The 25,266-nt window shown below is 69.8% G+C and carries 13 protein-coding genes; 11 read left to right on the forward strand and 2 right to left on the reverse strand.

What is annotated here, in order from left to right; genetic code table 11:
• The first annotated feature begins 160 nt into the window (after nucleotides 1-160).
• Nucleotides 161-1,549 carry a cystathionine beta-synthase gene (locus tag ACFZBB_RS29855; protein WP_391128768.1) on the forward strand — a complete coding sequence of 463 codons (1,389 nt, stop codon included), beginning with the start codon at nucleotides 161-163 and terminating at the stop codon, nucleotides 1,547-1,549.
• A 380-nt stretch (nucleotides 1,550-1,929) separates the two neighbouring features.
• Here the strand turns inward: ACFZBB_RS29855 and ACFZBB_RS29860 are convergent, their stop codons facing one another.
• Nucleotides 1,930-2,355: a hypothetical protein gene (locus tag ACFZBB_RS29860; protein WP_355346956.1), complete on the reverse strand. Its 426-nt coding sequence runs from the start codon at nucleotides 2,353-2,355 to the stop codon at nucleotides 1,930-1,932.
• Between the two features lie 90 nt (nucleotides 2,356-2,445).
• Here ACFZBB_RS29860 and ACFZBB_RS29865 point away from each other — a divergent pair, with 90 nt between their 5' ends.
• From ACFZBB_RS29865 to ACFZBB_RS29895, 7 genes are all read left to right on the forward strand, one after another.
• Nucleotides 2,446-3,798: an AMP-binding protein gene (locus tag ACFZBB_RS29865; RefSeq protein ID WP_391128771.1), complete on the forward strand. Its 1,353-nt coding sequence runs from the start codon at nucleotides 2,446-2,448 to the stop codon at nucleotides 3,796-3,798.
• Between the two features lie 179 nt (nucleotides 3,799-3,977).
• Complete coding sequence (locus ACFZBB_RS29870; protein ID WP_391128776.1) at nucleotides 3,978-6,134, forward strand: MMPL family transporter; 2,157 nt, start codon at nucleotides 3,978-3,980, stop codon at nucleotides 6,132-6,134.
• Between the two features lie 273 nt (nucleotides 6,135-6,407).
• Entirely contained in the window at nucleotides 6,408-7,301 is an 894-nt protein-coding gene (locus ACFZBB_RS29875; RefSeq protein WP_391128779.1) for a hypothetical protein, read from the forward strand.
• 761 nt (nucleotides 7,302-8,062) lie between these two features.
• A complete protein-coding gene (locus ACFZBB_RS29880; protein WP_391128782.1) occupies nucleotides 8,063-10,258 on the forward strand; it encodes a hypothetical protein in 2,196 nt (731 codons plus the stop codon).
• Between the two features lie 77 nt (nucleotides 10,259-10,335).
• Nucleotides 10,336-16,434, forward strand: a complete 6,099-nt coding sequence (locus tag ACFZBB_RS29885) for a hypothetical protein (protein ID WP_391128785.1) — start codon at nucleotides 10,336-10,338, stop codon at nucleotides 16,432-16,434.
• Nucleotides 16,435-17,395: 961 nt separating this feature from the next.
• A complete protein-coding gene (locus ACFZBB_RS29890) occupies nucleotides 17,396-18,265 on the forward strand; it encodes a MurR/RpiR family transcriptional regulator (RefSeq protein WP_391128912.1) in 870 nt (289 codons plus the stop codon).
• 241 nt (nucleotides 18,266-18,506) lie between these two features.
• Complete coding sequence (locus ACFZBB_RS29895; protein WP_391128788.1) at nucleotides 18,507-19,103, forward strand: hypothetical protein; 597 nt, start codon at nucleotides 18,507-18,509, stop codon at nucleotides 19,101-19,103.
• A gap of 327 nt (nucleotides 19,104-19,430) precedes the next feature.
• Here the strand turns inward: ACFZBB_RS29895 and ACFZBB_RS29900 are convergent, their stop codons facing one another.
• A complete protein-coding gene (locus ACFZBB_RS29900) occupies nucleotides 19,431-20,756 on the reverse strand; it encodes a diaminopimelate decarboxylase (RefSeq protein ID WP_391128791.1) in 1,326 nt (441 codons plus the stop codon).
• Between the two features lie 173 nt (nucleotides 20,757-20,929).
• On the opposite strand from ACFZBB_RS29900, the gene hutU reads away from it, so the two are divergent.
• From hutU to ACFZBB_RS29915, 3 genes are all read left to right on the forward strand, one after another.
• Complete coding sequence (hutU, locus tag ACFZBB_RS29905; RefSeq protein ID WP_391128794.1) at nucleotides 20,930-22,588, forward strand: urocanate hydratase; 1,659 nt, start codon at nucleotides 20,930-20,932, stop codon at nucleotides 22,586-22,588.
• Between the two features lie 146 nt (nucleotides 22,589-22,734).
• On the forward strand, nucleotides 22,735-23,931 hold the full coding sequence (locus ACFZBB_RS29910) for an allantoate amidohydrolase (RefSeq protein ID WP_391128797.1): 1,197 nt from the start codon (nucleotides 22,735-22,737) through the stop codon (nucleotides 23,929-23,931).
• Entirely contained in the window at nucleotides 23,874-25,262 is a 1,389-nt protein-coding gene (locus tag ACFZBB_RS29915) for a formimidoylglutamate deiminase (protein WP_391128914.1), read from the forward strand. The genes ACFZBB_RS29910 and ACFZBB_RS29915 overlap by 58 nt, the downstream gene beginning before the upstream one ends.
• Nucleotides 25,263-25,266: the final 4 nt, after the last annotated feature.

The raw sequence follows: 25,266 nt of genomic DNA on the forward strand, positions 1-25,266 counted from the left end.
TTACTTGGTACATGAACCTGGTGCCCCGTCAGGGACCATCAGCAACGTCAACGCTGTCCGCGTCGTCCACGTTTCGCCCGCGCTTCGCTTCCCCCGTCCTGGACCTGCCCGCCAGGTCCTAGGCTTGGCCCCACCATCACGGAGAACCCGGAGACATACGGTGCAGTTTCACGACTCGATGATCAGCCTCGTGGGCAATACCCCGCTGGTGAGGCTCAACAGCGTGACCGAGGGGATCCAGGCGACCGTCCTGGCCAAGGTCGAATACTTCAACCCCGGCGGTTCGGTGAAGGACCGCATCGCGCTGCGCATGATCGAGGCCGCGGAACGCAGCGGCGATCTCAAGCCCGGCGGCACCATCGTGGAGCCCACCTCGGGCAACACCGGCGTGGGCCTGGCCATCGTCGCGCAGCAGAAGGGCTACCACTGCGTCTTCGTCTGCCCCGACAAGGTCTCCACCGACAAGATCAACGTCATGCGGGCGTACGGCGCCGAGGTCGTCGTCTGCCCGACGGCCGTCGACCCCAGCCACCCGGACTCGTACTACAACGTGTCCGACCGGCTGGTGCGCGAGACGCCCAACGCATGGAAGCCGGACCAGTACAGCAACCCGAACAACCCGCTGTCGCACTATCACTCCACCGGCCCCGAGCTGTGGGAGCAGACCGAGGGGCGGATCACCCACTTCGTCGCGGGCGTCGGCACCGGCGGCACCATCTCCGGCACCGGGCGCTATCTGAAGGACGCCAGCGAAGGCCGCGTCCAGGTGGTCGGCGCCGACCCCGAGGGCTCGGTCTACAGCGGCGGCTCCGGGCGGCCCTACCTGGTCGAGGGCGTCGGCGAGGACTTCTGGCCGACCGCGTACGACCGTGAGGTGGCCGACGAGATCGTCGCCGTCTCCGACAAGGACTCCTTCCAGATGACGCGCCGCCTGGCCAAGGAGGAGGGCCTGCTGGTCGGCGGCTCCTGCGGGATGGCGGTCGTCGCCGCGCTGGAGGTCGCCAAGCGGCTCGGCCCCGACGACGTGGTCGTCGTCCTGCTGCCGGACAGCGGGCGCGGCTACCTCTCCAAGATCTTCAGCGACGAGTGGATGAGCTCGCACGGCTTCCTCGACGAGAGCGGCGGCAACCAACGGATCGCCGACGTCCTCGCGCACAAGGACGGCGGGCTGCCGCAGCTCGTCCACATGCACCCGGACGAGACGGTCGGCCAGGCCATCGAGGTGCTGCGCGAGTACGGCGTCTCGCAGATGCCCGTCGTCAAGCCCGGCGCCGGGCACCCGGACGTGATGGCCGCAGAGGTGATCGGCTCCGTCGTGGAACGCGACCTGCTGCACGCGCTGTTCACCAAGCGCGCCACGCTGGAGGACCCGCTGGACAAGCACCTGTCCGCGCCGCTGCCGCAGGTCGGCTCGGGCGAGCCGGTCGCCGATCTGATGACGGTGCTGGAGAGCGCCGACGCCGCGATCGTGCTGGTGGAGGGCAAGCCGACCGGCGTCGTGAGCAGGCAGGACCTGCTCACCTTCCTGGCCGGGCACACCGGCGTCTGAGCCGCCGGGGGGCCGTGTGCGGCGGGTGTCCGCGGCGCGGGCGGGGATTCGCGGAACTGGTACACCCGCGACACGTCCGCGCAGCACGGGCTTAACAAGCGTCCGGCACATTGGGGGATGTCGAAAGGCACGGGAGACCGGCCGGTCGGCACAACTGAATGTGGCGCCAAGGACCTCCGGAGCGGCTCCCGGACTCCATGGTGACCCTTGGACGCGAGTGCTCGGCCCTGACCCAGCCCGCGTCCACCGCGGGAACCGCCGTCGTCCCGCCCTCCGGCCTTGTTCCGGGGGTGCGGCGGTTCCCGCGCTAACTTTTTTGCCGGCCCGATCGCGAGGGCGCACCGTACGGGTGCGGGTTCTTTGGCGCGGGGCCCGGCCGGCTAGGCCCAATCGTCCTTGTCGTCGTCGCGCTTCGAGCGCGGGACCAGGAAGCTGCTCAGGCCCTGGGCGACGTTCACGCCCACGATGCCCGCCCAGGTGATGAACAGGCCCGCCGTACCGGCGTTGACCGCGCCGATCGCGGACAGCGGGATGGCGGCGATCATCGTGAACCCGGCGAAGCCGTAGCGGGCGAAGCGCGCGCTGGGCTGCGGGGGCCCGATCGGGCGGCGGTCGGCGCGGGCGTACGACGTCTGCTGCTGCGCCAGCTCACGCCGTACGCGCTGCTCCACGCGGCTGTCGACGCGCTCTGTCACCTTCTCCATGAACGAGTCGACCAGCTCCGACTCGTACTCCGCTCCGAGGTCCTTGCGTGCCTGCAAGGTGGCGGAGAGTTCCTTGTTGAGTTCCGGGTCGCGGGCGTCCATGCGGACACCGTACGGACAGCGGGGGGTGGGCGACACTGGGGTTAGCCCCCGACTTCACCGGGGGCCAGCCGTCCGCGAGGAGATTCCCGTATGCCTTCCCCCGTGCCGCAGCCGCCCGCCGTCCCCCTGCTCACGGCGCTCTACGAGGGCCGGGACCGGGCGGACGCGCTGACCGTGGACGGCCGGTCCTGCTCGTACGAGGAACTGCTGGGCGCCGCGGGCGCGGTCGCGCGGCGGGCGGCCGGGACCGGGGCCTTCGTCGTGGAGGCGACGGCGTCGCTGGAGACGGTGGCGGCCGTGGTCGGCGGGCTGCTCGCCGGGGTGCCGGTGGTGCCGCTCGCGCCGGACGCGGGCCCGGCCGAGCGCGAGCACGTCCTGCGGGACTCCGGTGCCCGGACGCTGCCGGTGGACTTCGCCGAGCGCGCCGACTTCACCGGGACGCCCGCGCCGGGCCCGGCCCTGATCCTCTACACCTCCGGCACCACGGGCCCGCCCAAGGGCGTGCTGATCTCACGTGCCGCCGTCGCCGCCGACCTGGACGCGCTGGCCGCCGCCTGGCAGTGGACCGCCGACGACACCCTGGTGCACGGCCTGCCGCTCTTCCATGTGCACGGCCTGGTCCTCGGCGTGCTCGGCGCGCTGCGCACCGGCAGCCGCCTGGTGCACACCGGACGGCCGACCCCGCAGGCGTACGCGGCGGCGGGCGGCAGCCTCTACTTCGGCGTGCCGACGGTCTGGCACCGGGTGGTGCGGGACGAGGCCGCCGCCCGCGCGCTGTCCGGGGCGCGGCTGCTGGTCTCCGGCAGCGCGCCGCTACCCGCGCCCGTCTTCCGCGACCTGCTGGCGCTCACCGGCCAGGCCCCGGTGGAGCGGTACGGCATGACCGAGACGCTGATCACCCTGAGCGCGCGGGCCGCGGGGGAGCGGCGCCCCGGCGCGGTCGGCACCCCGCTGCCCGGCATCCGTACCCGGATCGCCGAATCCGCCGACGGCGTCGGCGAGTTGCAGCTCACCGGGCTCACCCTCTTCGACGGCTACCTCGGGCGCCCCGAGGCGACGGCGGCCTCGTACACCGCCGACGGCTGGTTCCGTACCGGCGACATCGCGAGCGTGGACGAGGACGGCACGCACCGGATCGTCGGCCGGGCCTCCACCGACCTGATCAAGTCCGGCGGTTACCGGATCGGCGCGGGCGAGGTGGAGAACGCGCTGCTCGACCACCCGGCGGTACGGGAGGCCGCCGTCGTCGGCGCGCCGCACGCGGACCTCGGCCAGCAGATCGTCGCGTACGTCGTCGCGGACGGGGTGACGGCGGCCGAACTGACGGACTACGTGGCCACCCGGCTGTCGGTCCACAAGCGGCCCAGAATGGTCCGTTTCCTGCCTGAACTGCCGCGCAACGCGATGGGGAAGCCGCAAAAGAAGTTGCTGCCGCCCGTATGAAAAAGGTACGGATACGGGGGTCGGAGTTGCTGCTTGCCGGGCGGCAAGTAGGCTCCTGGCCTATAAGTCCACCCCCTTGCACACCACCGGGCGGCCGGTATACGCCGCCCGGGTCGCCGATACCCGGGCCCCGCTCCAAAGGGTGGCGGTGATACGTCCTGCCATGGAGGCAGTACCGCATGTTCCACCGCATCGGACGCACCGTCGTCCGCCATCCCGTATGGACGATCGTCGCGTGGCTGATCGCCGCCGTCGCGATCATCGCCACCGCACCGAGTCTCCCGTCCAACAGCGACGAGAGCAGCTTCCTGCCCAGCAGTTACGAGTCGATCAAGGCGATGGACGTCCAGGAGAAGGCGTTCCCCGCCGCCTTCACCCCGGCCGCGATCGTCCTCTACCAGCGCACGGACGGCGCGGCGCTGACCGACGCCGACAAGTCGGAGATCACCAAGATCACCGACGAGCTGGGCAAGAAGAAGATCGACCAGGTCCAGAAGGTCGTCGAGGGCAGCGCGTCCAAGGACGGCAAGTACCAGACCGCGCTGGTCCAGATGAACAAGGAGACGGCCGGTCAGCCCAAACAGGCCGACGCGGCCAAGGCGCTGCGTGACGACTCCACGGCGCTCGCCAAGGGCACCGATCTGAAGGTGCAGGTCGGCGGGCAGGCGGCGCAGGCCCTCGACCAGCAGGACGCGGGCAAGACGTCGGACGCCGTGGCGCTCGTCGGCTCCCTGCTGATCATCATCATCACGCTGGCGATCATCTTCAGATCGCCGATCATCGCGATCATGCCGCTGGTCATCCTGACCGGCGTCGTCTTCACCGTCGCCAACGCGCTGATCGCGGACGCCACCAAGATCTTCGGACTCCAGGCCAACAGCTCCATCTCGGCGCTGCTGATCGTGGTCGTCCTCGGCGTCGGCACCGACTACTTCCTCTTCCTGATGTTCCGCTACCGGGAACGCCTGCGGGCGGGTGACGAACCCAAGGAAGCGATGATCAACAGCGTCACCCGCGTCGGCGAGGCCATCGCCTCGGCGGCGGGCGCGGTCATCATCTCCTTCCTGGCGCTGGCGCTGTCCACCCTGGGCTTCCTCACCCAGCTCGGCCCGGCGCTGGCCATCCTGGTCGCCGTCACCCTGATCGCGGGCCTCACGCTCTTCCCCGCGATCTGCTCGCTGATCCCGCCGCGCGCCCTGTTCTGGCCCGGCAAGAAGTGGCAGCAGGAGCCCTCCGACGCGCGCTTCGCGGCCATCGGCCGGGTCGTCGGCCGCAGGTCCGGCATGGTGGCGATCGTCTCCGGCCTCGTCATGCTGCTGCTCGCGCTCGGCACCCTCGGCTACAAGGCGTCCTACGACCTGGCGTCCGGGTCGATCCCGAAGACCAAGGAGTCGATGGTCGTCCAGGACACCCTCCAGAAGGCGTACTCGGCCGGCGCGGCGGAGCCGACCTCGGTCTTCCTCACCAGCACCTCGAACAAGCCGCTGGGCTCGGTCGACTACACCGCGTACGCCGACAAGCTGAAGAAGGTCGACGGCGTCGCGGACGTCTCCTTCGACCAGAAGAACGACCTCAACAAGGACGGCACCACCGCGAACTTCACGGTGACCCTGAAGTACGAGTCGGCCAGCGACAAGGCGATCGCCGCGGTGGGTGATGTGCGCACGGTCGCGCACGACAACGCCCCGCCCGGCACCGAGGCCCTCGTCGGCGGCTCGTCCTCGATCTTCAAGGACATCAACGCGGCGGTGAACCACGACTACAAGACGGTCTTCCCGGTCGCCGCGATCCTCATCATGATCATCCTGGGACTGCTGCTGCGCAGCGTCGTGGCGCCCTGGTACCTCATCGCGTCCGTCGCCCTCGGCTTCGGCGCCACCCTCGGCGCGACCGTGCTCATCTTCGGCCGCGGCGACGGGCTGATCTTCCTGCTGCCGATCATCATGTATCTGTTCGTCGTCGCCATCGGCACCGACTACAACATCCTCATGATCGCCCGATTGCGGGAGGAGGCGCAGGAAGGCCGCGAGCCACGCGAGGCCGCCAGCATGGCGCTGCGGCACGCGGGTCCGACGATCGGCGCCGCGGGATTCATCCTGGCCGCGACCTTCGCGACCCTGATGCTCTCCGGCAACGCCTTCCTGACCCAGATGGGCTTCGCCGTCGCCTTCGGCATCATCGTCGCCGCCTTCGTCATGGCCATGTTCTTCACCCCCAGCCTCACCGCCCTGATGGGGCACGCGGCCTGGTGGCCCGGCCACGCCGACCGCACCCGCGAGGCCGCACCCGGCGGTCCCGCTCCCGAGCGCGAACTGGACGAGTCCGGCCACCGCTGACCTCGGTCGGTCCGGTCCGCTCGGTCCGCACTGTTCGGTCGGTCCGTTCGGTCCGCCCGATTCGTTCGGTCCGCTCCGGCTCCAGAAGGGGCCGGGCAGGTGTTCACCGCCTGCCCGGCCCCTTCGCCGTGCCGGTCGCGGACGCGGGTGGGTAAACCTCGCAAACCCTGACGGCGTCCTACGTCATGGTCCGCATGGGGCGGATGTCCGGCGGATAGACGCGTCTATACGCTTGTGGGCGGAGTTCGGGAGCGGGAGAGGGGGCGGTGTCGGGTGCGGGGCAAGGTCCGCGAGGGGAGTCGGGGCGCCGCGGAGCGGGTGGGGACGGCGCTGCGGGGAGCCCTGCGGCTGATCTGGCGGACCGTGCGCGGGGAGTGGCAGGGGATCGTCGTCGCGCCGGTGCGTGAGCTGCTGCGGCGCGGGCTGCCCGGACTGTCCCTGGCGTTCCTCGCCGGGCTCGGGGTGATCTTCTTCCACGGGATAGCGCAGAGCAGCGCGGGCGCGACCGTGGTGCGCGTGGTCGGCGGTGTCTACGCCGATCTGCCGCTGCCGCTGGCCCTGTTGCGGACACCGGTCTCGCTGTACGTCCCCGCGCTCGACCTGCCCGTGTGGGCGGGCATGACGCAGCTCTTCCTCGCCTTCGCGCTCGCCGAGCTGGTACTCGGGCGGGCCAGGACGCTGGTGATCGCGTACACCACGACGCTGGTCGGCACCCTGATGGCGCGCGCCATGATCGCGATGGGCACCGGCTGGTGGGGGCTCGGGCTGCCGCCCGACGCCGGGGCGATCCTCGACACCGGGCCGTCCGCCGCCGTCGTCGGGCTCTTCACCTATCTGTCGATCACACAGCGCGCACCCATCGTCTTCTTCTTCACCGGCGGCTCCATGGTCATGGAGTCCGTCATCAAGCCGAATCTGGCGGGCCGCGAGCACCTGATCGCCATCGCCACCGCGATCGTCCTGGCCGTCATCCACCGCCGCCACACGCTGTCGGCCTCGCGCGTGATCCGCAGCTCCGTCGCCGAGGAGCACCCCCGCCGGGTCGAGGAGCGCCCGCACCGAACCGAGGAGCGCCCCCGCCGGGTCGAGGAGCGCCCGCACCGAACCGAGGAGCGCCCCCGCCGGGTCGAGGAGAACCGCGACCTGCCGGGCGCCCAGGCGCCGTAGCGCCTGTTAGCACCGTGGTTGAGAGCCACCAGTGACGATGATCGTCGATGACGGCCGAGGTGCTCACCGTCACTTTGCAGTCATCGAAGCTGTGTGCGCTTGGGCCGCTGATAGCGAGAGTTGGGTCGACCAGCGCTTATCGATGATCGGAGCCTGTGATCGATGGGGGCATATATGCGCCCTGGCGGACGCAGCGTCTCTCGCTCTTGCCCCCAAGTCAGCCTTCGCCAATAGCCGACACGTCGGTCCGGATGGTGATCGGGCGATTCGTGTCCTCTTTTCGCCGTTTGAACCTGACGAAATGGCAGGGCGTGACATCGCTGTCAAGGTGATCGATCAACGTGGCCCTTGTGCTCGGTGTCCCGGGCTTGAGGAGTGCCAAGCCGTCTTACCTTGAAAGTGAGGTGACGGTTGGGCGCTTCCGTGAGCTGCCATGGAGCCGTTCGCGCGGCCTTGGCCTGCCCAAGTTCCACGGCAGGAGCATGGCCTGATGTCGGCGTGCGCATGCGTTTGGTGTGAGCCTTTGCTGAACATTGCAATGTGGCGAAAGTGCTTCCGGAACGTTCCGGATCGGCATACCCTGCGTGAATTATCGCACGTCAGACCGCAGCGGTCTGAAGCGCGGTGGAGGTGACATGGGTGGGGACCCGTATGTACAAGCAAGAGTTGACGAACGTGGTGGGCCGGAGGCGTCACTGACGACCCGAGGTAGGACGCAGGTGCCTGGCCCGTACGGTGACCGGGCATTGTTGACGTCTGCCATGACGAACGGTTACGAGGCCGTACCCCACGAAGAGCGCGATCGGTTACGGCGGTATCTCGATGCTGTTGTCACAGCGCGTTTGGCGCCCGTGCACACTACCGTCGCCTTCAACGCCGTGTACTTCGGTTTCGACGTCGGCGGCGATGGCTACGGCGGAAGCCCGCTCCGCCTCGACGACTTTCCTGTGATCGCTTTCGGTGGGTGCGCCCCCGCACTTCCGGTCGGAGCAATGGTGTGTGTCGCCACCGGGTCGGACCCGTTGTATGCCGAGATCGTTTATCGGGAGGGTGCCCACCCGGAGGCGGGCGCGCTCGGTGACGTACCGGCCTGGGTCTCGGGGGCGCCTGCAGGTGCCGAAGGCCCGGGGGTGCTGGCAGAGGACGCCGCCCCACGGCGAAGAGAGCTCCTCGTCCCTGATCTCCATGCCTTCGGCCCGGCTCTGAGCTTGTCGTCGGCCCAGCTTCACCGCTTACGCACGCGCCGACGCTGGATCAACGAGGATGGACACGTCGTCGTCGATGTCCGCTACTCGTCAGCGGAGGCGGCTCAGCGCGACGATCTGACAGCCTATGCCGACTATCTTCTGACGACGGCACGAGAGCAGTTGCTCAGTCCATTCGTACCCGTCTCCCTCGCCGCGTTGGTGGGCGGCACGCACGACGGCGACTTGCGGGCGGGCCTGCTCGGTCTCCTCAGCACAGTGCGGGATGTGCTCAATTCCAGCTCCGCTTTGCGCACATGGGGTGACTACGCCATGACTCGGACCTCCCTTGCGGACTGCTGGCGGGACACCGGACCGCTGGGCGGCGACGACCTCAAGTCGCTTGCCGCGACGGTCGAACGCGCGGCCACCCCAAGCCGACGGCGCTACGGCCTCACGGCGCCGGTCACCACGTACACAGCGGTCGGACCGCGGCTTCGCGGATTCCCAGGGGCGACGGAAGTACTTAGGGGCGCGGGATACGCCGCAGCAGTGTGCCGGGCGAACATAGCGCTCGCCGACATCGTCCAAGGAGACAGTGAACAAGGCCTGTTCAAGAACGGCTCCCGGATTACGCTCGACGACACTTTCGAGAGCGGTGGCATTTGGCGGTCTCATCATCCCGGTGATGCAGAAGCGTCCGGAGACCCCCTGGCCCCGGCCGGTGAAGGCTGGGCGTCCACGCTGCCCGCGCCATCGGAGCAAGAACTCGAACGAGAGCCGGATCCGGTCGATCTGCCTCTGGCAGATGATGCCTCTCTCGGCACCGCCGAACTTCTGCGGAGCGACGCGCGGGAGATCGTCTGGCGAGCGCCCCTGCGGTTGGCCCAGCTCATCAACGGCTGGTTCCCCGTGCATCCAAATGCGGCCGAAGAGCTCCACAGGTCTTTCGGTGCGCGCTCCAAGCTCCGCCTTGAACTATACCACGGCGGAAGGGTATTGGAGGAGAAAGAGGCAACTCAGGACGTCAGCGCCGAAATCATCGACGGATCGGGTCGGTTGACCGAAATTGTCTGGCCCGATGACTTCTTTCCCGGCCTGATGCTTGACCTGCGCTGGCTTCGCGGCGGCTCGGAGATACGCCTGGCCACGACGCAGCTCAAGGAACGGGTGCGGGTCGGCGACCGAGAAACTGGTCACTGTTACGACCCTCGTGTGCTCACCAGGGAGGACACCCCGGGAAGTGACCGTCACGGTGACAGCGCAATCGGCCTTGGCCCGCGCCAGTTGGTGATGCGTACCGTGCGCCGCTGCGGTCTGCTCACGCTCGACGGCCATGCCCTGATGGACCGATCAGTCCTGCCAAACGCGGTCTACGGGTGCCAGCCGACTCGGTCACAGGCTTTCGCCATGGAATTGGCCGTTGCGGAACTGCTGACGGACCGACTCCTGGAACCGGCCCTCGGCAGCCGAGATACGTGGGGGCAGCCGCATTTTCCGCCGCGAGACGGCCAGCGAACCATCCCTCTTATCGGCTACCGTCCCGCTCTGCCACGGGTGATACGGCCCTGGGACGGCGCCGAACCGAGCATTGACGGGCTCCGGGGTGTTCAGTTCGTTCCCGGCCATCTGCGCCGGCTGCGACCGGGTTGCTCGCCCAGCGACGTGCAACGTGCGGCCTTTCGGGAACACTGCCGCAGGCTTGGCAAGGCGGACGGCTGGGACCTGCCCTTCGGCTACACGTTTGTCACCGAGCACACGCGCGGCCGCTGACCCGTCTTGGCTGTTGCAGCTCCACTAGTCCAGTCATCCCTCACTCATTTGGCTCACAGAAAATGGAGTACGCGTATATGCAGGATCACTACCGCGTCGTCACGGGGCCGCCGTTGTCCCCGTTGAACGTCTCGGCCCAGGATCTCGAAGGCCTGGCCACCGCGCTTAACGCCTTAGAGCCACCGGCCATTGCCGCCCTCAACGACCTCACAGCCGAGATGGTGGAACTGGCTTTCAACTCCCTGCGGCCGAGGGACCGGCAGGAGTTACTCAGCAGCCTGGGCATACGCATGGCGGCGCCTCGACGGGTGAGCAATGCCTTGTGCCAGGATGTTCTCGCCAGGCTGCGACGTGATTCGCGGCAACACATCTGCACATGCGGGATCAAAGCGCTCACAGTCACCGTGATGAATCAGGTGGGCAACTTCGTCTTCGCACAGGATGGTGAGACGGTTCCCGATCCCGTTATGCGGTGGGGTGAGACGCTCGTCCGGGCCACGGTGTTCGCGTGGTGCAATGCGTCCGTTGCTGACGCTTACATCCTTGTTTGGACTGCCGACCGGGACTGGTTCGCGGCGACGACCGACGATAAGGATACGGCTCAATTCGCCGCTGTTGGTGTAGCGGCACGGTCCATCGTGGCGGCGAACCCGGACTTCGCCCCCGGATCAGCGGGTGACGATGAACTGGCGCTCACGGGCGACGGAAAAGCTGTGCGCGCCGCCGTTGCCGATCAGCCGGGCACGAAGGCGTCCGCCCCCGAGCCCGTGGTACACGACGCAGGCACCTCTCACGAGGCGACCACGATGGCATCCGACAGTGCCCGAGCCGACGAGGAGACGGACCCGGAAGCGGCTTGCCTGCTGTTGGAATCGGCCCTCGCACAAGCTCGGCAAGCCGTGGAGAAGGTGAAGGGTGCGGTCCTGGACGGCAGTCCTCCGCAGGACGAGGACCTGGCTCCACTGGCCGCGCTGGGCGCCGTCTTCGACAGCGTCGTCGCGGTGCTCCGCGCAGCAGGGATCGTGGGGGTGCCATGTCGATTGGAGGACTTGACGCGAGCTGCTCGTGCGCATCGGGCGGCGCATGAGCGTAGCGTCCAAGCGCAGGAGCCGCTGCGGAAGCTGCTGGATGTCGCCTCCCGCCCGGACAGTTCCGCCGCCGCGGCCAGTGCCGCCGAGGCTGTGCGGGGCGCGGCCCGCCGTCTGCTGGACACACCAGTCTGGGACGAGCCACATTGGGAGGAGAGCGCCGCGCTGGCGGCGCTGGCGCGGATCATCATATTGGGGCGGCAGGCGGATGCTGCGGCGGAGATTCTGGCTCTTCAAGAGCGTGTGGTACGGGTGCTGCCCGCGTGTGCCATGGCGGTGGTCTTAGCCCCTGAACTGACTCTCGTCCACCTGGAGGTCACCGCCCAAGAACCCGCCGCGGCCGAGCCTGACGGCGCCACCGGACGTGCTGCCGCCGAGAAGGCCGTGGAGCACGAGGCCGTCCAACCGGCTGATCAAATGCACGAGGCCGTCGATCACCCAACCGAGGAAGCCACGACCCGCCCCCCCTCCCAGCCGGAAGCCGCCGCGCTCTCCAGATCGATTGCGCCTGACACGGTTGGCACCACCGACGCAGCGGCCACACTCCCCGTCGACAGCGAGTCGACACTCCGGTCGGGGTCTGACGTACTGGTCCCGGTGTCCGCCGCATCAACAACCTGTCCCACCGGGGACACACATGTACGCGAAACAGCGTTGTCTACGGGTGACGACACTAACGAGGCCGCAGCCCAGGCGGCTTTGGCACAACTACTCGTGGACCGGCGCTTCGGACTCGCGCACCGTGTGGCGATAGCCGCCGGCTACCCCGAGGCCCACGTTGCGGCGATCCGCCTGGCAGGCGCTGCCGCGCTGCTCATCTCCGGTGACAGCCAGAGCGCTCGGCTTACGGCGGACCTCCTCCAAGCATATGGTCGATATGCGGGCCGGGACAGCGAGGGTGTCGAACTCCTTCTTCTGCCAGCCTTGTTGCGTACCGCGCTGATCACTGGCGACCACTCGGCAGGCGCTCAACTGAAGGCGCTGGTGCCTCGGCTCCCGGACCGGCTGGGGGAAGCGGCGACGGCGGTCGGTGACCGTGCCCTCAGTGGCGCCCTGATGATCGCTTCCCCGCTAGCGGCTGACACGTCCGAAAGCGAGCTTCGACTGCGCGAGTTGCGCGAGCAGAGTCGAGCCTTGCTCGCGCCGCAGAGGCTGCGGTTCGCACGGGCAACGGAGATCGCCAAGCATTGGCTGGCCCCCGCCGGGGGGATGATCGGATCACTACTCACGACCGTCGTCCGGGACAACCGCGACGCGATGCAGGATGTGCGCGAACAGGCCGAGCGGTTGTCGAAGCTGGCTGAGGTGAATAGCGAGATCGACCGCATGGACCGCAAACACCGCTCGTCCAGCGGCAAGCCGCTGCAAGGCTCCGGGCGGCAGGATCTGGTCCATCTCGTGGAGCGAGCGGTAGGGCTCGTCAAAGAGTGGTGCCTGGTGGTCGACGGCACGCGCCGAGGCGAGCGTTCCGACGGCAACCGCGCGGCCAAGGAGATTTCCTCCCTGCGTCAGTCGCTGTTGGACGGCAGGGCGGCTGCGCTGGCTGATTTGGAGCAGTTGGTGCGGAGCTCGGACGCTATCTCGGCCGCGACGGCATGGGCGGCACACGCCTCGTTGGAGGACCTGTTCGCTCTGCTGGCCCGTGACACCGTGACCACGCGTTTCGGCGGTCCCGTCGACCCGGAAATCGTGCTGGACGCGGAACTGTTGAAGGTGTGCGACACCCCTGGGGAGCGGCCGTCGCTCGACGAGCTTCTCACGGCGGTGGACCGGAGCTGGCAGGAAGGATTCAACGAGCGGCTCTCACACGACGCCTTCACCGCGGCCCGCACGATCGTCGAGCTGGCCGGGCGAGGACTGCTTCCCGCTGCCAGACCGGGGGATTTCACCCCACCCAAGGACACTGAGATCAATGACCTGGAAGCTGTCCGGCGCACGGACCTGCGCAAGGCATACGGCGAACTCGTCGCCGAGTTGCACCGTGCGCAGGCGGACGGTGCTGTGACCGAGGACCAGGACCTGGGCCTTCAGGAGTTGCTGGAGGACGCCCGTGATCGCCTTGAAGGCGCCGACGGTCGTGACCTAGTGGACGTGCGTCGCGCACTCGACGCGGTACGGAATGACCTGCCTGCCTTCCGGCGGCAGGCGGCCGACCGAATTCGCGCCCGGCTCGACGGCCTGGATCCGACCACGGAGGAGCGGGCCCAGGTGCTGCGTCGCTTGGAGACGAATGACCTGGCCACCGCCGCTGACCTCGTGTATTTCCTGGAGATCGGCGAACCCGTCCCGGAGATTGAGGGCGGCGAGTCGCACCTGACCGACTTCTTCCCGGCCGTGCCTTACAGCCTGCCGGGAGGCATAGACCACGACTTGGTGAGCCTGGTCAGGTCTGGTGGCAAGCATCCGACGCTTCCCGCCCTGGACTATGGAAGCCTCTCCACCGACGAGGCGGCGCTCGCGGCGGACGCCCTCGAAGAGTGGCGTGCGTTGGCCGCCGCCGAGCGGAACGACCGCCTCCAAGTGGCTCCGACACGGCAGGTGCCACCGCTCCTCAAGCTTCTCGGCTACGACGCCAAGAGCGCTAGGCCGCTGGACGACAGATCCCAGCACCGTAGGGAGTACCGCCTCTTTGAAGCAATCGGGGTCGAGATCAACGGTAGGGCGAAGGCGCCCGCGTTCGGCTCGCAGATCAGAGAACAGGGTGGCAACCTACGGGTGATGATGGTCTGGGGCAGACCGCCTGCCAAGGTCATCATGAGCTGGGCAGAGCGCGACACCAGCGATGCGAGCCTCCTCGTCGTCTACTTTGGAACTCTGAGCCGTGAGGCCCGTGTCGAACTCGCCATTGGCTCAGGCCGGTTGCAACCGCTGCTGGTCGTGGACGATGCTGCCCTCGCCTATCTCGCCGCCCGTGGCAACCGTCAGGTCAGCACTGCCACTCAGACACTGCTGCCCTTCTCCGGCGTCAACCCGTACATCAGAGAAAAGCGTGGCCGGATCGGCGGCGAGATGTTCTACGGTCGTGACGCCGAGCGCAAGAGCATTCTCGATCCGCGTGGCACTCAAGTCATCTACGGCGGTCGTGGGCTCGGCAAATCCGCACTGCTCGCTGACGCCGGCGAACGGTTCACGGAGCAACGCCCCGGCTACCACCAGGTGGTGTACGTCAACCTCGATCAAGAGAACATCGGCAAGGGCAGCTCGTTCGGGCCGGAGACGCTGTGGAGTGTCCTGGAGCGGGAATTGGCTGAGGAGCAGATTCTCGACGATCGGCCGCAGAGCCACAGGAAACGGCAGGAGATATCCGATCGAGTGCGCGCCGGCATCCGAATTTGGCTGGACGGGGACTCGCGCCGCCGTCTGCTGATCCTGCTTGATGAGTGCGACCAGTTCTTCGAGGCAGACGCCCCGCGCTTCGACCAGACCAAAAAGCTCAAGGGACTCGGGTCCGACACCAAGGACCGCGCCAAGGTCGTCTTCGCCGGACTGCACTCGGTGCAGCGATTCTCCAAGCTCGCGAGCAACGGTCCCTTCGGCCACCTCGCGCAAACCCCCAAGGTGATCGGCCCGTTGGCTCCCCAATCCGCAGCCGAGCTGCTGGTAGAGCCAATGCGGGCGCTCGGATTCGAGTTCAAGGACTTGGATCTCGTCAACCGGGTTCTGGGCTACTGCTCCTACCAGCCCTTCCTGCTCCAGATGTTCGGGCATCGGCTGGTCGAGCTGATGCATCGCAAGCGGGCGCGACGCGGAGCCGAGGGGCCTCCGTACGAGGTGGAGGTGGCTGACATCGAGGTTGTGGAGTCGGACGCCGCGCTCAGAGACGGTATTTCGGCGGCCTTCAAGGACACGCTGAGTCTCGACCACCGCTACGACGTGATCGCCAACGTGCTGGCCTACCACGCCCGGCACCACGGCCTGGAGGTGAGGCTGAGCGACACCGAGTTGCGCGAGGAGTGTGAGACGTACTGGCGCAGGGGGTTCGAGCAGCTCGACACCGAAGGTTTCCGCGCTTATCTCTCCGAGATGGTCGGTCTCGGTATCCTCGCACCCAACCACGACGGTCTGGGCTGGCATCTGCGTGGACCGAACGCCTTGCGCATGATCGGTACGTCCCACGAGGTGGAGGCCCGTCTGCTCAGGGCCGAACTTGACTGTGAACTCCAGGAAAGCATTGTGCAGGAAGGCCGCCCTGAGTTGCCTGACGGCCAGCCTGCGCCGCTGACCAACACCCAACTCGACGATCTTCTGGGTGAGAGGTCCAACCGAACCAGGATCGTTCTTGGAACACCCGCTACCGGAGTCACCGAGGTCTCACAGACACTGCGTACGATCGCAGGACCGATCGATGGCTGGACGCTGCCGCCAGTTGGTAAGCCCAGCGTTTACAAGCAGGAGCTCACCGGCGGACGTCCTCGTGAACGACGTGTCATCATCAGTGACTTCGCCAACTACCGGGACCCGGTGAGGCCTGAGACCTGTCGGGAGGCCGTCGACCTGGCCGAGACGCTGCTGCCTACCATCCCAGGGGTCACCCGTGCGGTCGTCCTCGTCACCGACGTGACTCAGTTGGCCCTGTGGCGGAGCCTGCTGACCGGTACGGAACACACATTGGCCGCCCCCGTAGTGCTTCGCCGCCACGACCGTCGCAGCCTTCGCGGCTGGGCTCAGCGCGTCAACATGTTCCATACAGAGGACCGCCTTGACCGTCTCTACGAGTTGACTGGCGGCTGGCCACTCCTGGTCGGACAGGCGCATCGCCTACATGGAGACCTGGGCGACCCTGACGAGGTTCTGCGCCTCCTGACTAGTCGCCGCGAAAGCCCGGCCGAGACCCGTGCCTTCGTCAACGCGACTGGGGTGTACGCGGATCCGTTGTTGGCCACTGGGTACCGATCCCTTGAGGACGAGTTCAAGGACGGTTCGTTCGATCTGGAGGGTGCGGTTACCGCTGTCGCGCTCAAGATCGAGGACGAGGACGAGGCGCGGTGGATCGTCAACTGCCTCGACGCCCTCCAAGTATTCGACCGAGAGGACACCCAACTGCGCCTAGAACCCATGTTGCGCCAGTGCGTGGCGATCGGCATGTGACTCCGGGCGAGTCAGCAGTCCGGCCGCCGGTATATCCGGGCGGCCGGACGCCAGCGGCACGGCCATCATGCCGAGTTCGTGACATGACTGGTGAGAATTCGACAGGCCTCAGCCGTCGTTTGCTGAGGCAGCACGCGACGCGGAAGTGGCACGTTCCATGTGCCGAGGCGGTTGATGAGGATCCGACGGGCCAGGGTCTGGATCTCGTGCCACGCGGAGTCGACCTGCAGAGCGCCTTCCCAACGGCTGACGACGTGACCGCGTCAGGTCGTCGCATAGCCGTCCGATCGTCTTGAGGTCCAGTAGTGCTGCGGACTCGAAGGTTCCCCGGTCCGTCATTCCTTCGGCGAGCTGAAGGAAGAACGCGATGTCTTCGGCGACCGCTGCAGTCCGCACCTGGCGCTTTTGCGAACCAGTTGATCTGATCAGGGGGTATCAGCACCGAGGAAGGCCAGCAACGGCGTGATCCAACGCTCCCAGACCAGCATGGTCGGGCCATCCAGCTGGATACTTGCGCATCGCGTAGATCAGCCGGGGCCGTTCGCCCGGCTCGCTGGTTATGCCCTCTGCCGACTTCACGCAGAGCCTCGGCCCTCATTCGGACGGCCAGGTTCTGGCCCGCGGTCAAGTCATCGGCTGCCCAGCCCCATCTGCCATAAGGGGACATCGACTCCACGCTGGTTGAGCCGGGAAATGCGCAGAAGCCTTTTTACACGGCCGGACTCCAGCGGGCCGCCTCTGCGAGACAGCATTTGACTCGATCAATCTGTGCCGTCTCCCGGAGGCGAGGTCGTGGTCAGTGCTAACCGTGGGCGGCGCCCAGGCGCCGTAGCCTTGCCCGGACTGCATATCGTCATGCAGAGTCTTGTCCCAGTGAATAAGAGCCGGTGGACGGGGTCACGATGGGCTGGGCGGCGAAGGTCGGGGACGGCGAAGGGCCGGTGCGGTGACGGGGAGCGACGTGGTGACGGGCGGCGACGCGGCGGCGCGGGACGCGGCGGGCGGCGCCTCGGCCCGGCTGCTGAAACTCTTCGAGGCGCACCGCCTCACGCCCACCCAGCGGCGGATCGCGCACTGCCTGGTGCGTAAGGCCGCGCAGGCGCCGTACCTGTCGAGCGTGGAGGTGGCGGAACTGGCGGGCGTCAGCCAGCCGTCGGTCACCCGTTTCGCCGTCGCCCTCGGCTTCGACGGCTACCCGGCGCTCCGCCGCCACCTGCGCGAGGTCGCGCCCGCGCCCGCGGAGCCGGAGACGGCCGCGTACAACGAGTACCAGCAGGCCGTGCACGCCGAGATCGAGAATCTGCGGCACCTCGCGGAACTGCTCGGCGACACCGGCCCCGCCACCCGCGCGGGCGCCGTACTCGCCGCGTCCCGGCCGCTCCCGGTCCTCGGCCTGCGCGCGGCCGGCGCCCAGGCCCGCGGCTTCGCGTACTTCGCCGCCAAGGTCCACCCCGACGTGCGGCTCCTCGACGAGGGCGGCACGATGCTCGCCGACCGGCTCGACGCGGCCGTGCGCGCCGGAGCCACCGCCCTCCTGTGCTTCGCGCTGCCCCGCCACCCCCGCGAGGTCGTCGACGCCCTCGCCCACGCCCGCGCGGCCGGCCTGACCGTCGTCACCGTCGCCGACAGCGCCTTCGCCCCCGTCGCCGCCCACACCGACCTCCTCCTCCCCGCCGCCGTCGGCACCGGCCTCGCCTTCGACACCGCCTGCGCCCCCATGCTTCTCGGCCGCGTCCTGCTGGAGTCGATGTGCGACGCCCTCCCCGACGCCCAGGCGCGCCTGGAGGAATTCGACGCGCAGGCGGCAGCGCGGGGTGTCTTCACCGAGTAGCGCCTCGGGCGCCGTTCTCGTGGCCCGGCGCCGTTCTCATGGCCCGGCGCCGGTCTCATGGGCCCGGCGCCGCCCCGCCCGCGGCGAATCCGCATGATTCCGGGCCGGAAGCCGCACTTCTTAACGAAAATCTGAGAAACACTGAGTACCCTCCCCACCACTTGCTGGGTGATGCCGTGGCGAAGGACGGCAGCGAAGGAGGAGGCGCGACGTGGTGCGCGGGGCCTACACATTGGCACGGGTGGCAGTGACGGTGCGCGCGGCGGCGTGCTGGCTGTGGTGGGCGGGGGTGATCGCGGCCGTGCCGGGCACGGCGGTGACCTTCAGCCCGACGGGACGCCGGATCGGCGTCATGGCGGGCGCGGCGGCGTTCATCGTGGCCGCGGTGACCGCCTACGCGGTACGCGGCGGCCGGTACGCCGAGCGGGCGGTCGCCGCGACCAAGGCGGCGAAGAGCGTCTTCCTCCAGGACCGCAGGGTCACCGCCCGCGCCTGGCTGCGCCGCCGCAGGTGGTGGCTGCTCGCCGCCTTCGTGGTGGCCGCGGCCTCGTCGCTCGCGCTGCCCTGCGCGGGCGGCATGCTGCTCGGCGGCATCGGCGCCGGACTGTGGGCCAAGTCCCGCAGGATCGGCCGGATCGAGCGCTCCCAGGATGCCCTGCTGTGGGTCCGCCCGGACGGCGACGGCGCCGCCTACCAGCTCACCGGGATCGCCGCGGGCGACGCGGCCCCCGGCGGCGGTCGCCGCCGCGGCCCGGTGACCGCCGCCGGCCCCGTCGCGGCCCCGGCGGCGCGCCGCCGCTCCGCGCGCCCGGCTCGTTCGGGTGCCGGACGGTCCTGACCCGAGGGACAGCGACCGCCCGGTGGCTGCCGCCGGGCGGTCCTGACCCGAGGGATGGTGACCGCCGGGTGACGGCGGTCGGCCCCGGCACCGGGCGGTCCTGACCTAGGCGAAGGCAACCGCCCGGTGGCCGCCGCCGGGCGGTCCTGACCCGAGGGATGGTGACCGCCGGGTGACGGTGGTCGGCCCCGGCACCGGGCGGTCCTGACCTAGGCGAAGGCAACCGGCCGGTGGCCGCCGCCGGGCGGCCTTGACCCGTGTGACGGCGGGCGGCCCGGCACCGGGCCGCCCCTGAGCTGGGGGATGGCAACCGCCCGGTGGCCGACGTCAGCCCCGGCGCAGGGGCGGCAGAGCGCCTCCGCTCTCCGCGACCAGGTCGTCCAGGGTCTGGGCGGTCCTGACCCGGGCGAAGGTGACCGAGCCCGTGTCGTCCGCGGTGTAGCCGTGGACGGCGGGCCGGGGCAGCGAGTTGTACGCGAAGTGGTTCGAGAAGTAGTACGCGCCGGTGTCGAGCAGCGCGACAAAATCGCCCGCGTCCAGCAGCGGCAGCGCTCGGCCCTGCGCGACCAGGTCGCCCGCGAAGCAGCACGGCCCCGCCACGTCCTGCACGACCGGCTCGCCGTCCTTCTCGCGGCCCTTCCCGTCCAGCGCCAGCACCCGTATCGGCCACGCCTCGGGGACGAAGACGGTACGGGTGGCCACCTGCGCGCCCGCGTGGGTCACCGCGATCGGCCGCCCGCCCGCGGACTTGGCGTACTCCACCCGCGCCAGCACCGTGCCGTTCTTGGCCAGCAGCGAGCGCCCGAACTCGGTGACGATGCCGTAGCGCCCGTCGAAGAGGCCGGGCACCTCGGCGCGCAGCACGCGCGCGTAGTCCGCGAAGGACGGCGCGACGTCGTCGGAGCGGAAGTTCACCGGCAGGCCGCCGCCGATGTCGAGCACGCTGACCTGCTGCCGTCCGGCCGCCGCGTTGATCCGCTCGGCCAGCTCGTACGCCGCCCGCACTCCCGCCGCCATCAGTTCGAGCGGCACACCCTGCGAACCGGTGTGGGTGTGCAGCCGGTTGAGCCAGGGGCGCTCGGCGTACGCGCGCAGCACCCACTCCTCCGCGCCCGGGTCGCGCAGCGCCACGCCGAACTTCGAGGTGGCCGTCGCGGTGCTCATCGCGCCGATCGTGCCGCCGCCCACCTGCGGGTTGACCCGCAGCCCGACGGGGGAGGCCGACTCCGCCCCCGCCGACCGCAGCGCGTCGATCCTGGCCAGCTCCTGCGGATTGTCCGCGTTGACGGCGATGCCCAGCTCCAGCGCCTCGCGCAGCTCCGCCACGGTCTTGGCGGGGGAGTCCAGCACGGTCCGGTCGGCCGGGATGCCCGCGGCGCGCGCCAGCGCCAGCTCGCCGGGGCTGGCGACCTCCGCGCCGAGCCCGCACTCGCCGAGCAGCGCGAGCACCGGGACGAGGGAGGCGGCCTTGACGGCGAAGGTATGAGTGACGGCCACGCCCGGCGTCGCGAAGGCGGCGTGCAGCGCCGTCGCCGAGCGTTCGATGCCGGTGACATCCAGCAGACCGACGACCGGCTCCGCCTCGCCGACCAGTCCCTGCTCCACCGCGGCACGCAGCGCGTGCCCCCGCCGTATTCCCAGTTCATCCGTCATGACATCCATCCCACCACCTCCCCGCCCGCGCCCGCCAACCCGGCTCAAGGAGTGGTCGCGCCGATCTCACCGGGGCCGCGCGACCGCACCTTGTTGACTAGAGCTATTCAGCTAGTCAGGATGTGAATGGATGCACCCACACCGGGTGCGCCGACGACGAGGAGGCCGCACCGATGACGGGACCGAGGCCGGTACGCGCACCGCGCGGTACGGAACTGAGCGCGCTGGGCTGGCAGCAGGAAGCCGCGCTGCGCATGTTGCAGAACAACCTCGACCCGGAGGTCGCCGAGCACCCCGACAAGCTCGTCGTCTACGGCGGCACCGGCAAGGCCGCCCGCGACTGGAACTCCTTCGACGCCATGGTCCGCACTCTGCGCGGCCTCAAGCAGGACGAGACGATGCTCGTCCAGTCCGGCCGCCCGGTCGGCGTCATGCAGACCCACGAGTGGGCGCCGCGCGTCCTCATCGCCAACTCCAACCTCGTCGGCGACTGGGCGAACTGGGAGGAATTCCGCCGCCTCGAAGCTCTGGGCCTGACCATGTACGGCCAGATGACCGCCGGCTCGTGGATCTACATCGGCACCCAGGGCATCCTCCAGGGCACCTACGAGACCTTCGCCGCCGTCGCCGCCAAGCGCTTCGGCGGCTCGCTCGCCGGGACCATCACCCTCACCGCGGGACTCGGCGGCATGGGCGGCGCCCAGCCGCTGGCCGTCACCATGAACGGCGGCGTCGTGCTCTGTATCGACGTCGACCCGCGCGCCATCGAGCGCCGCATCGAGCACCGCTACCTCGACGTGAAGGCCGACTCGCTGGAGCACGCGCTGCGGCTGGCCACCGAGGCCCGCGACGCCCGCCGCCCGCTGTCCATCGGCGTCCTCGGCAACGCCGCCGAACTGGTGCCCCAACTGCTCGCCATGGGCGCCCCCATCGACATCGTCACCGACCAGACCTCCGCCCACGACCCGCTCGCGTACCTCCCGCTCGGCATCGACTTCTCCGACATGGCCGACTACGCGGCCGAGAAGCCCGCCGAATTCACCCAGCGGGCCCGCGAGTCCATGGCCACGCACGTCGAGGCCATGGTCGGCTTCCAGGACGCGGGCGCCGAGGTCTTCGACTACGGCAACTCCATCCGCGGCGAGGCCCAACTCGCCGGGTACGAGCGGGCCTTCGCCTTCCCCGGCTTCGTCCCCGCCTACATCAGGCCGCTGTTCTGCGAGGGCAAGGGCCCCTTCCGCTGGGCCGCGCTGTCCGGCGAGGCGTCCGACATCCACAAGACCGACAAGGCCATCCTCGAACTCTTCCCCGAGAACGAGTCGCTGGCCCGCTGGATCCGCCTCGCGGGCGAACGCGTCCAGTTCCAGGGCCTGCCCGCCCGCATCTGCTGGCTCGGTTACGGCGAACGCGACCGCGCGGGCGAGCGCTTCAACGAGATGGTCGCCGACGGCACCCTCGCCGCCCCCGTCGTCATCGGCCGCGACCACCTCGACGCCGGATCCGTCGCCTCCCCCTACCGCGAGACCGAGGCCATGCTCGACGGCTCCGACGCCATCGCCGACTGGCCGCTGCTCAACGCCATGGTCAACGTCGCCTCCGGCGCCTCCTGGGTCTCCATCCACCACGGCGGCGGCGTCGGCATCGGCCGCAGCATCCACGCCGGCCAGGTCACCGTCGCCGACGGCACCCCCCTCGCCGCCGAGAAGATCCGCCGCGTCCTCACCAACGACCCCGGCATGGGCGTCATCCGCCACGTCGACGCCGGCTACGACCGCGCCGACGAGGTGGCCGCCGAGCGCGGCGTGCGCGTCCCGATGCGGGAGACCGAATGAGCACGAATTCAGCCGCTCCGGCGTTCGAGGAGCGGGGTCCACGGGCCGCGCTCCCGGCTTCGGGAAGAGGCGGGCCAGGGGAGAACGGGCCAGGGGAGAGTGGGCCAGGGGAGAAACAGCCCGCCGCGGGCGCGTCCTTCCACACGATGTGGCGCGACCTCCTCCCGGTCGGCCGGGACACCGGAACCGGCGGCTACCGCCGCTACGCCTGGACCCCGGCGGACACCGACTGCCGCGCCTGGTTCCGCGCCCAAGCGGAGTCCCGCGCCCTGACCTACGAGGTCGACCGCAACGGCAACCAGTGGGCCTGGCAGGGCGACCCGACGGCGGGCGACGCCGTCGTCACCGGCTCCCACCTGGACTCCGTCCCCGACGGCGGCCCCTTCGACGGCCCCCTCGGCGTCATCTCCTCCTTCGCCGCCCTCGATGAACTCCGCGCCCGCGGCGCGACCCCCACCCGCCCCCTGGCCCTCGTCAACTTCACCGACGAGGAAGGCGCCCGCTTCGGCGTCGCCTGCGCAGGTTCCCGGCTGAGCGCGGGCCAGTTGACCCCGGAACGCGCCAGGGAACTGCGCGACGCGGACGGCGTGAGCCTCGCGCGGGCGATGGAGGCGGCGGGCCAGGACCCGGAGGCGATCGGCCCCGATGCCGAACGCCTCGCCCGGATCGGCGCCTTCGTGGAACTCCACATCGAACAGGGCCGGGCCCTGGACCTGTCGGGCGACGCGGTCGGCGTCGCCTCGGCGATCTGGCCGCACGGCCGCTGGCGGTTCGACTTCACCGGCGAGGCCAACCACGCGGGCACCACCCGCCTGGAGGACCGCCGCGACCCGATGCTGACCTACGCCAACACGGTGCTGGCCGCCCGCAAGAAGGCCCGCCTCGCGGGCGCCCTCGCGACCTTCGGCAAGGTCAGCGTGGAACCCAACGGCGTCAACGCCATCGCCTCACTCGTTCGGGGCTGGCTCGACTCGCGCGCCGCGGACGAGGCCACCCTCGCCGAGGTCGTCACCGCCATCGAGCAGGCCGCGACCGAGCGCGGCGCCCGCGACGGCGTGGACGTGCGGGTCGTCCGCGAATCCTTCACCCCGGTGGTGGAATTCGCCCACGACCTGCGCGACCGCCTCACCGCGCTCCTCGGCGGCGCCGCACCCGTACCGGTCCTCCCGACCGGCGCGGGACACGACGCGGGCATCCTGTCCGCGACCGTCCCAACCGCCATGCTGTTCGTACGCAACCCCACCGGCGTCTCGCACTCCCCGGCCGAATCGGCGGCCGAGGACGACTGCGTCGCCGGTGTGACCGCACTCGCCGACGTACTGGAAGGTCTCGCGTGCAGGTGACGTACTGGCTGGAGCACGCCTGGCTCGGCACTCATGTCGAGCCGGGCGTCGCGCTCACGGTCGCGGACGAACGCATCACCGAGGTCAGGACAGGCGTGGAGGCGCCGCCCGCCGGGGCGACCGTCCTGCGCGGCCTGACCCTGCCCGGCCTGGCCAACGCCCACAGCCACGCCTTCCACCGCGCCCTGCGCGGCACCGTGCAAGTCGGCTCCGGGACCTTCTGGACCTGGCGCGAGTTCATGTACGGCGTCGCGCAGAAGCTCACCCCCGACACGTACTTCGACCTCGCGCGCGCCGTCTACGCCGAGATGGCGCTGGCCGGGATCACCGCGGTCGGCGAATTCCACTACCTGCACCACCAGCCTGGCGGCACCCCGTACGACAATCCCAACGCCATGGGCGAGGCCCTGATCGCCGCCGCGGGCGCGGCCGGGATCCGGATCACGCTGCTCGACACCGTCTACCTGCACGGCGGCCTGAACCGGAACGGCTACGCGCCGCTGGCCGGACCGCAGACCCGCTTCGGCGACGGCACCGCCGACCGCTGGTACGAGCGCTGGTCGCAGCTCAAGGGCGGCGGCCACGCGACGATCGGCGCCGCGCTGCACTCGGTGCGGGCCTTCTCCGCGAGCGACGGCTACACGGCCTTCGCCCGCTGGACCGACGGCGTGCCGACGCACATCCACCTGTCCGAGCAGCCCGCGGAGAACGAGGCGTGCGTCGCGGTGCACGGCCGCACCCCGGCCCGGCTGCTCGCGGACTCCGGCTTCTGGAAGCCGACCGCCACCGCCGTGCACGCCACGCACCTCACCGGTGAGGACATCGGCCTGATCGGGCGGGCGGGCAGCACCGTCTGCATGTGCCCCACGACGGAACGGGACCTCGCCGACGGCATCGGCCCGGCGCCCCGGCTCAAGGCGGCGGGCAGCCCGCTGAGCCTGGGCAGCGACAGCCACGCCGTCATCGACCTGTTCGAGGAGGCGCGCGCGATGGAGCTGAACGAACGGCTGCGCACCCGCGCCCGCGGCCACTGGACCGCGGCCCAACTGTTGCGCGCCGCCACCGAGGACGGCCACGCGAGCCTCGGCCGCCCCGACGCGGGCCGCCTGGAATCGGGCGCCGCCGCGGACTTCACCACGATCGCGCTGGACTCCGTCCGCACCGCGGGGCCCCTGCCCCGGCTGGGCGCGGAGACCGCCGTATTCGCGGCCACGGGCGCGGATGTGACGTCCACCGTGGTCGGCGGTCGGCAGATCGTCCGCGACGGCCGGCATCAGCTCGTCGAGGACGTGCCCGCCGCCCTGGCAGCGGCCATCGCGGCCACCCGCTGAGCCC

The organism is Streptomyces sp. NPDC008139, from assembly GCF_042957025.1.
Classification (GTDB): domain Bacteria; phylum Actinomycetota; class Actinomycetes; order Streptomycetales; family Streptomycetaceae; genus Actinacidiphila.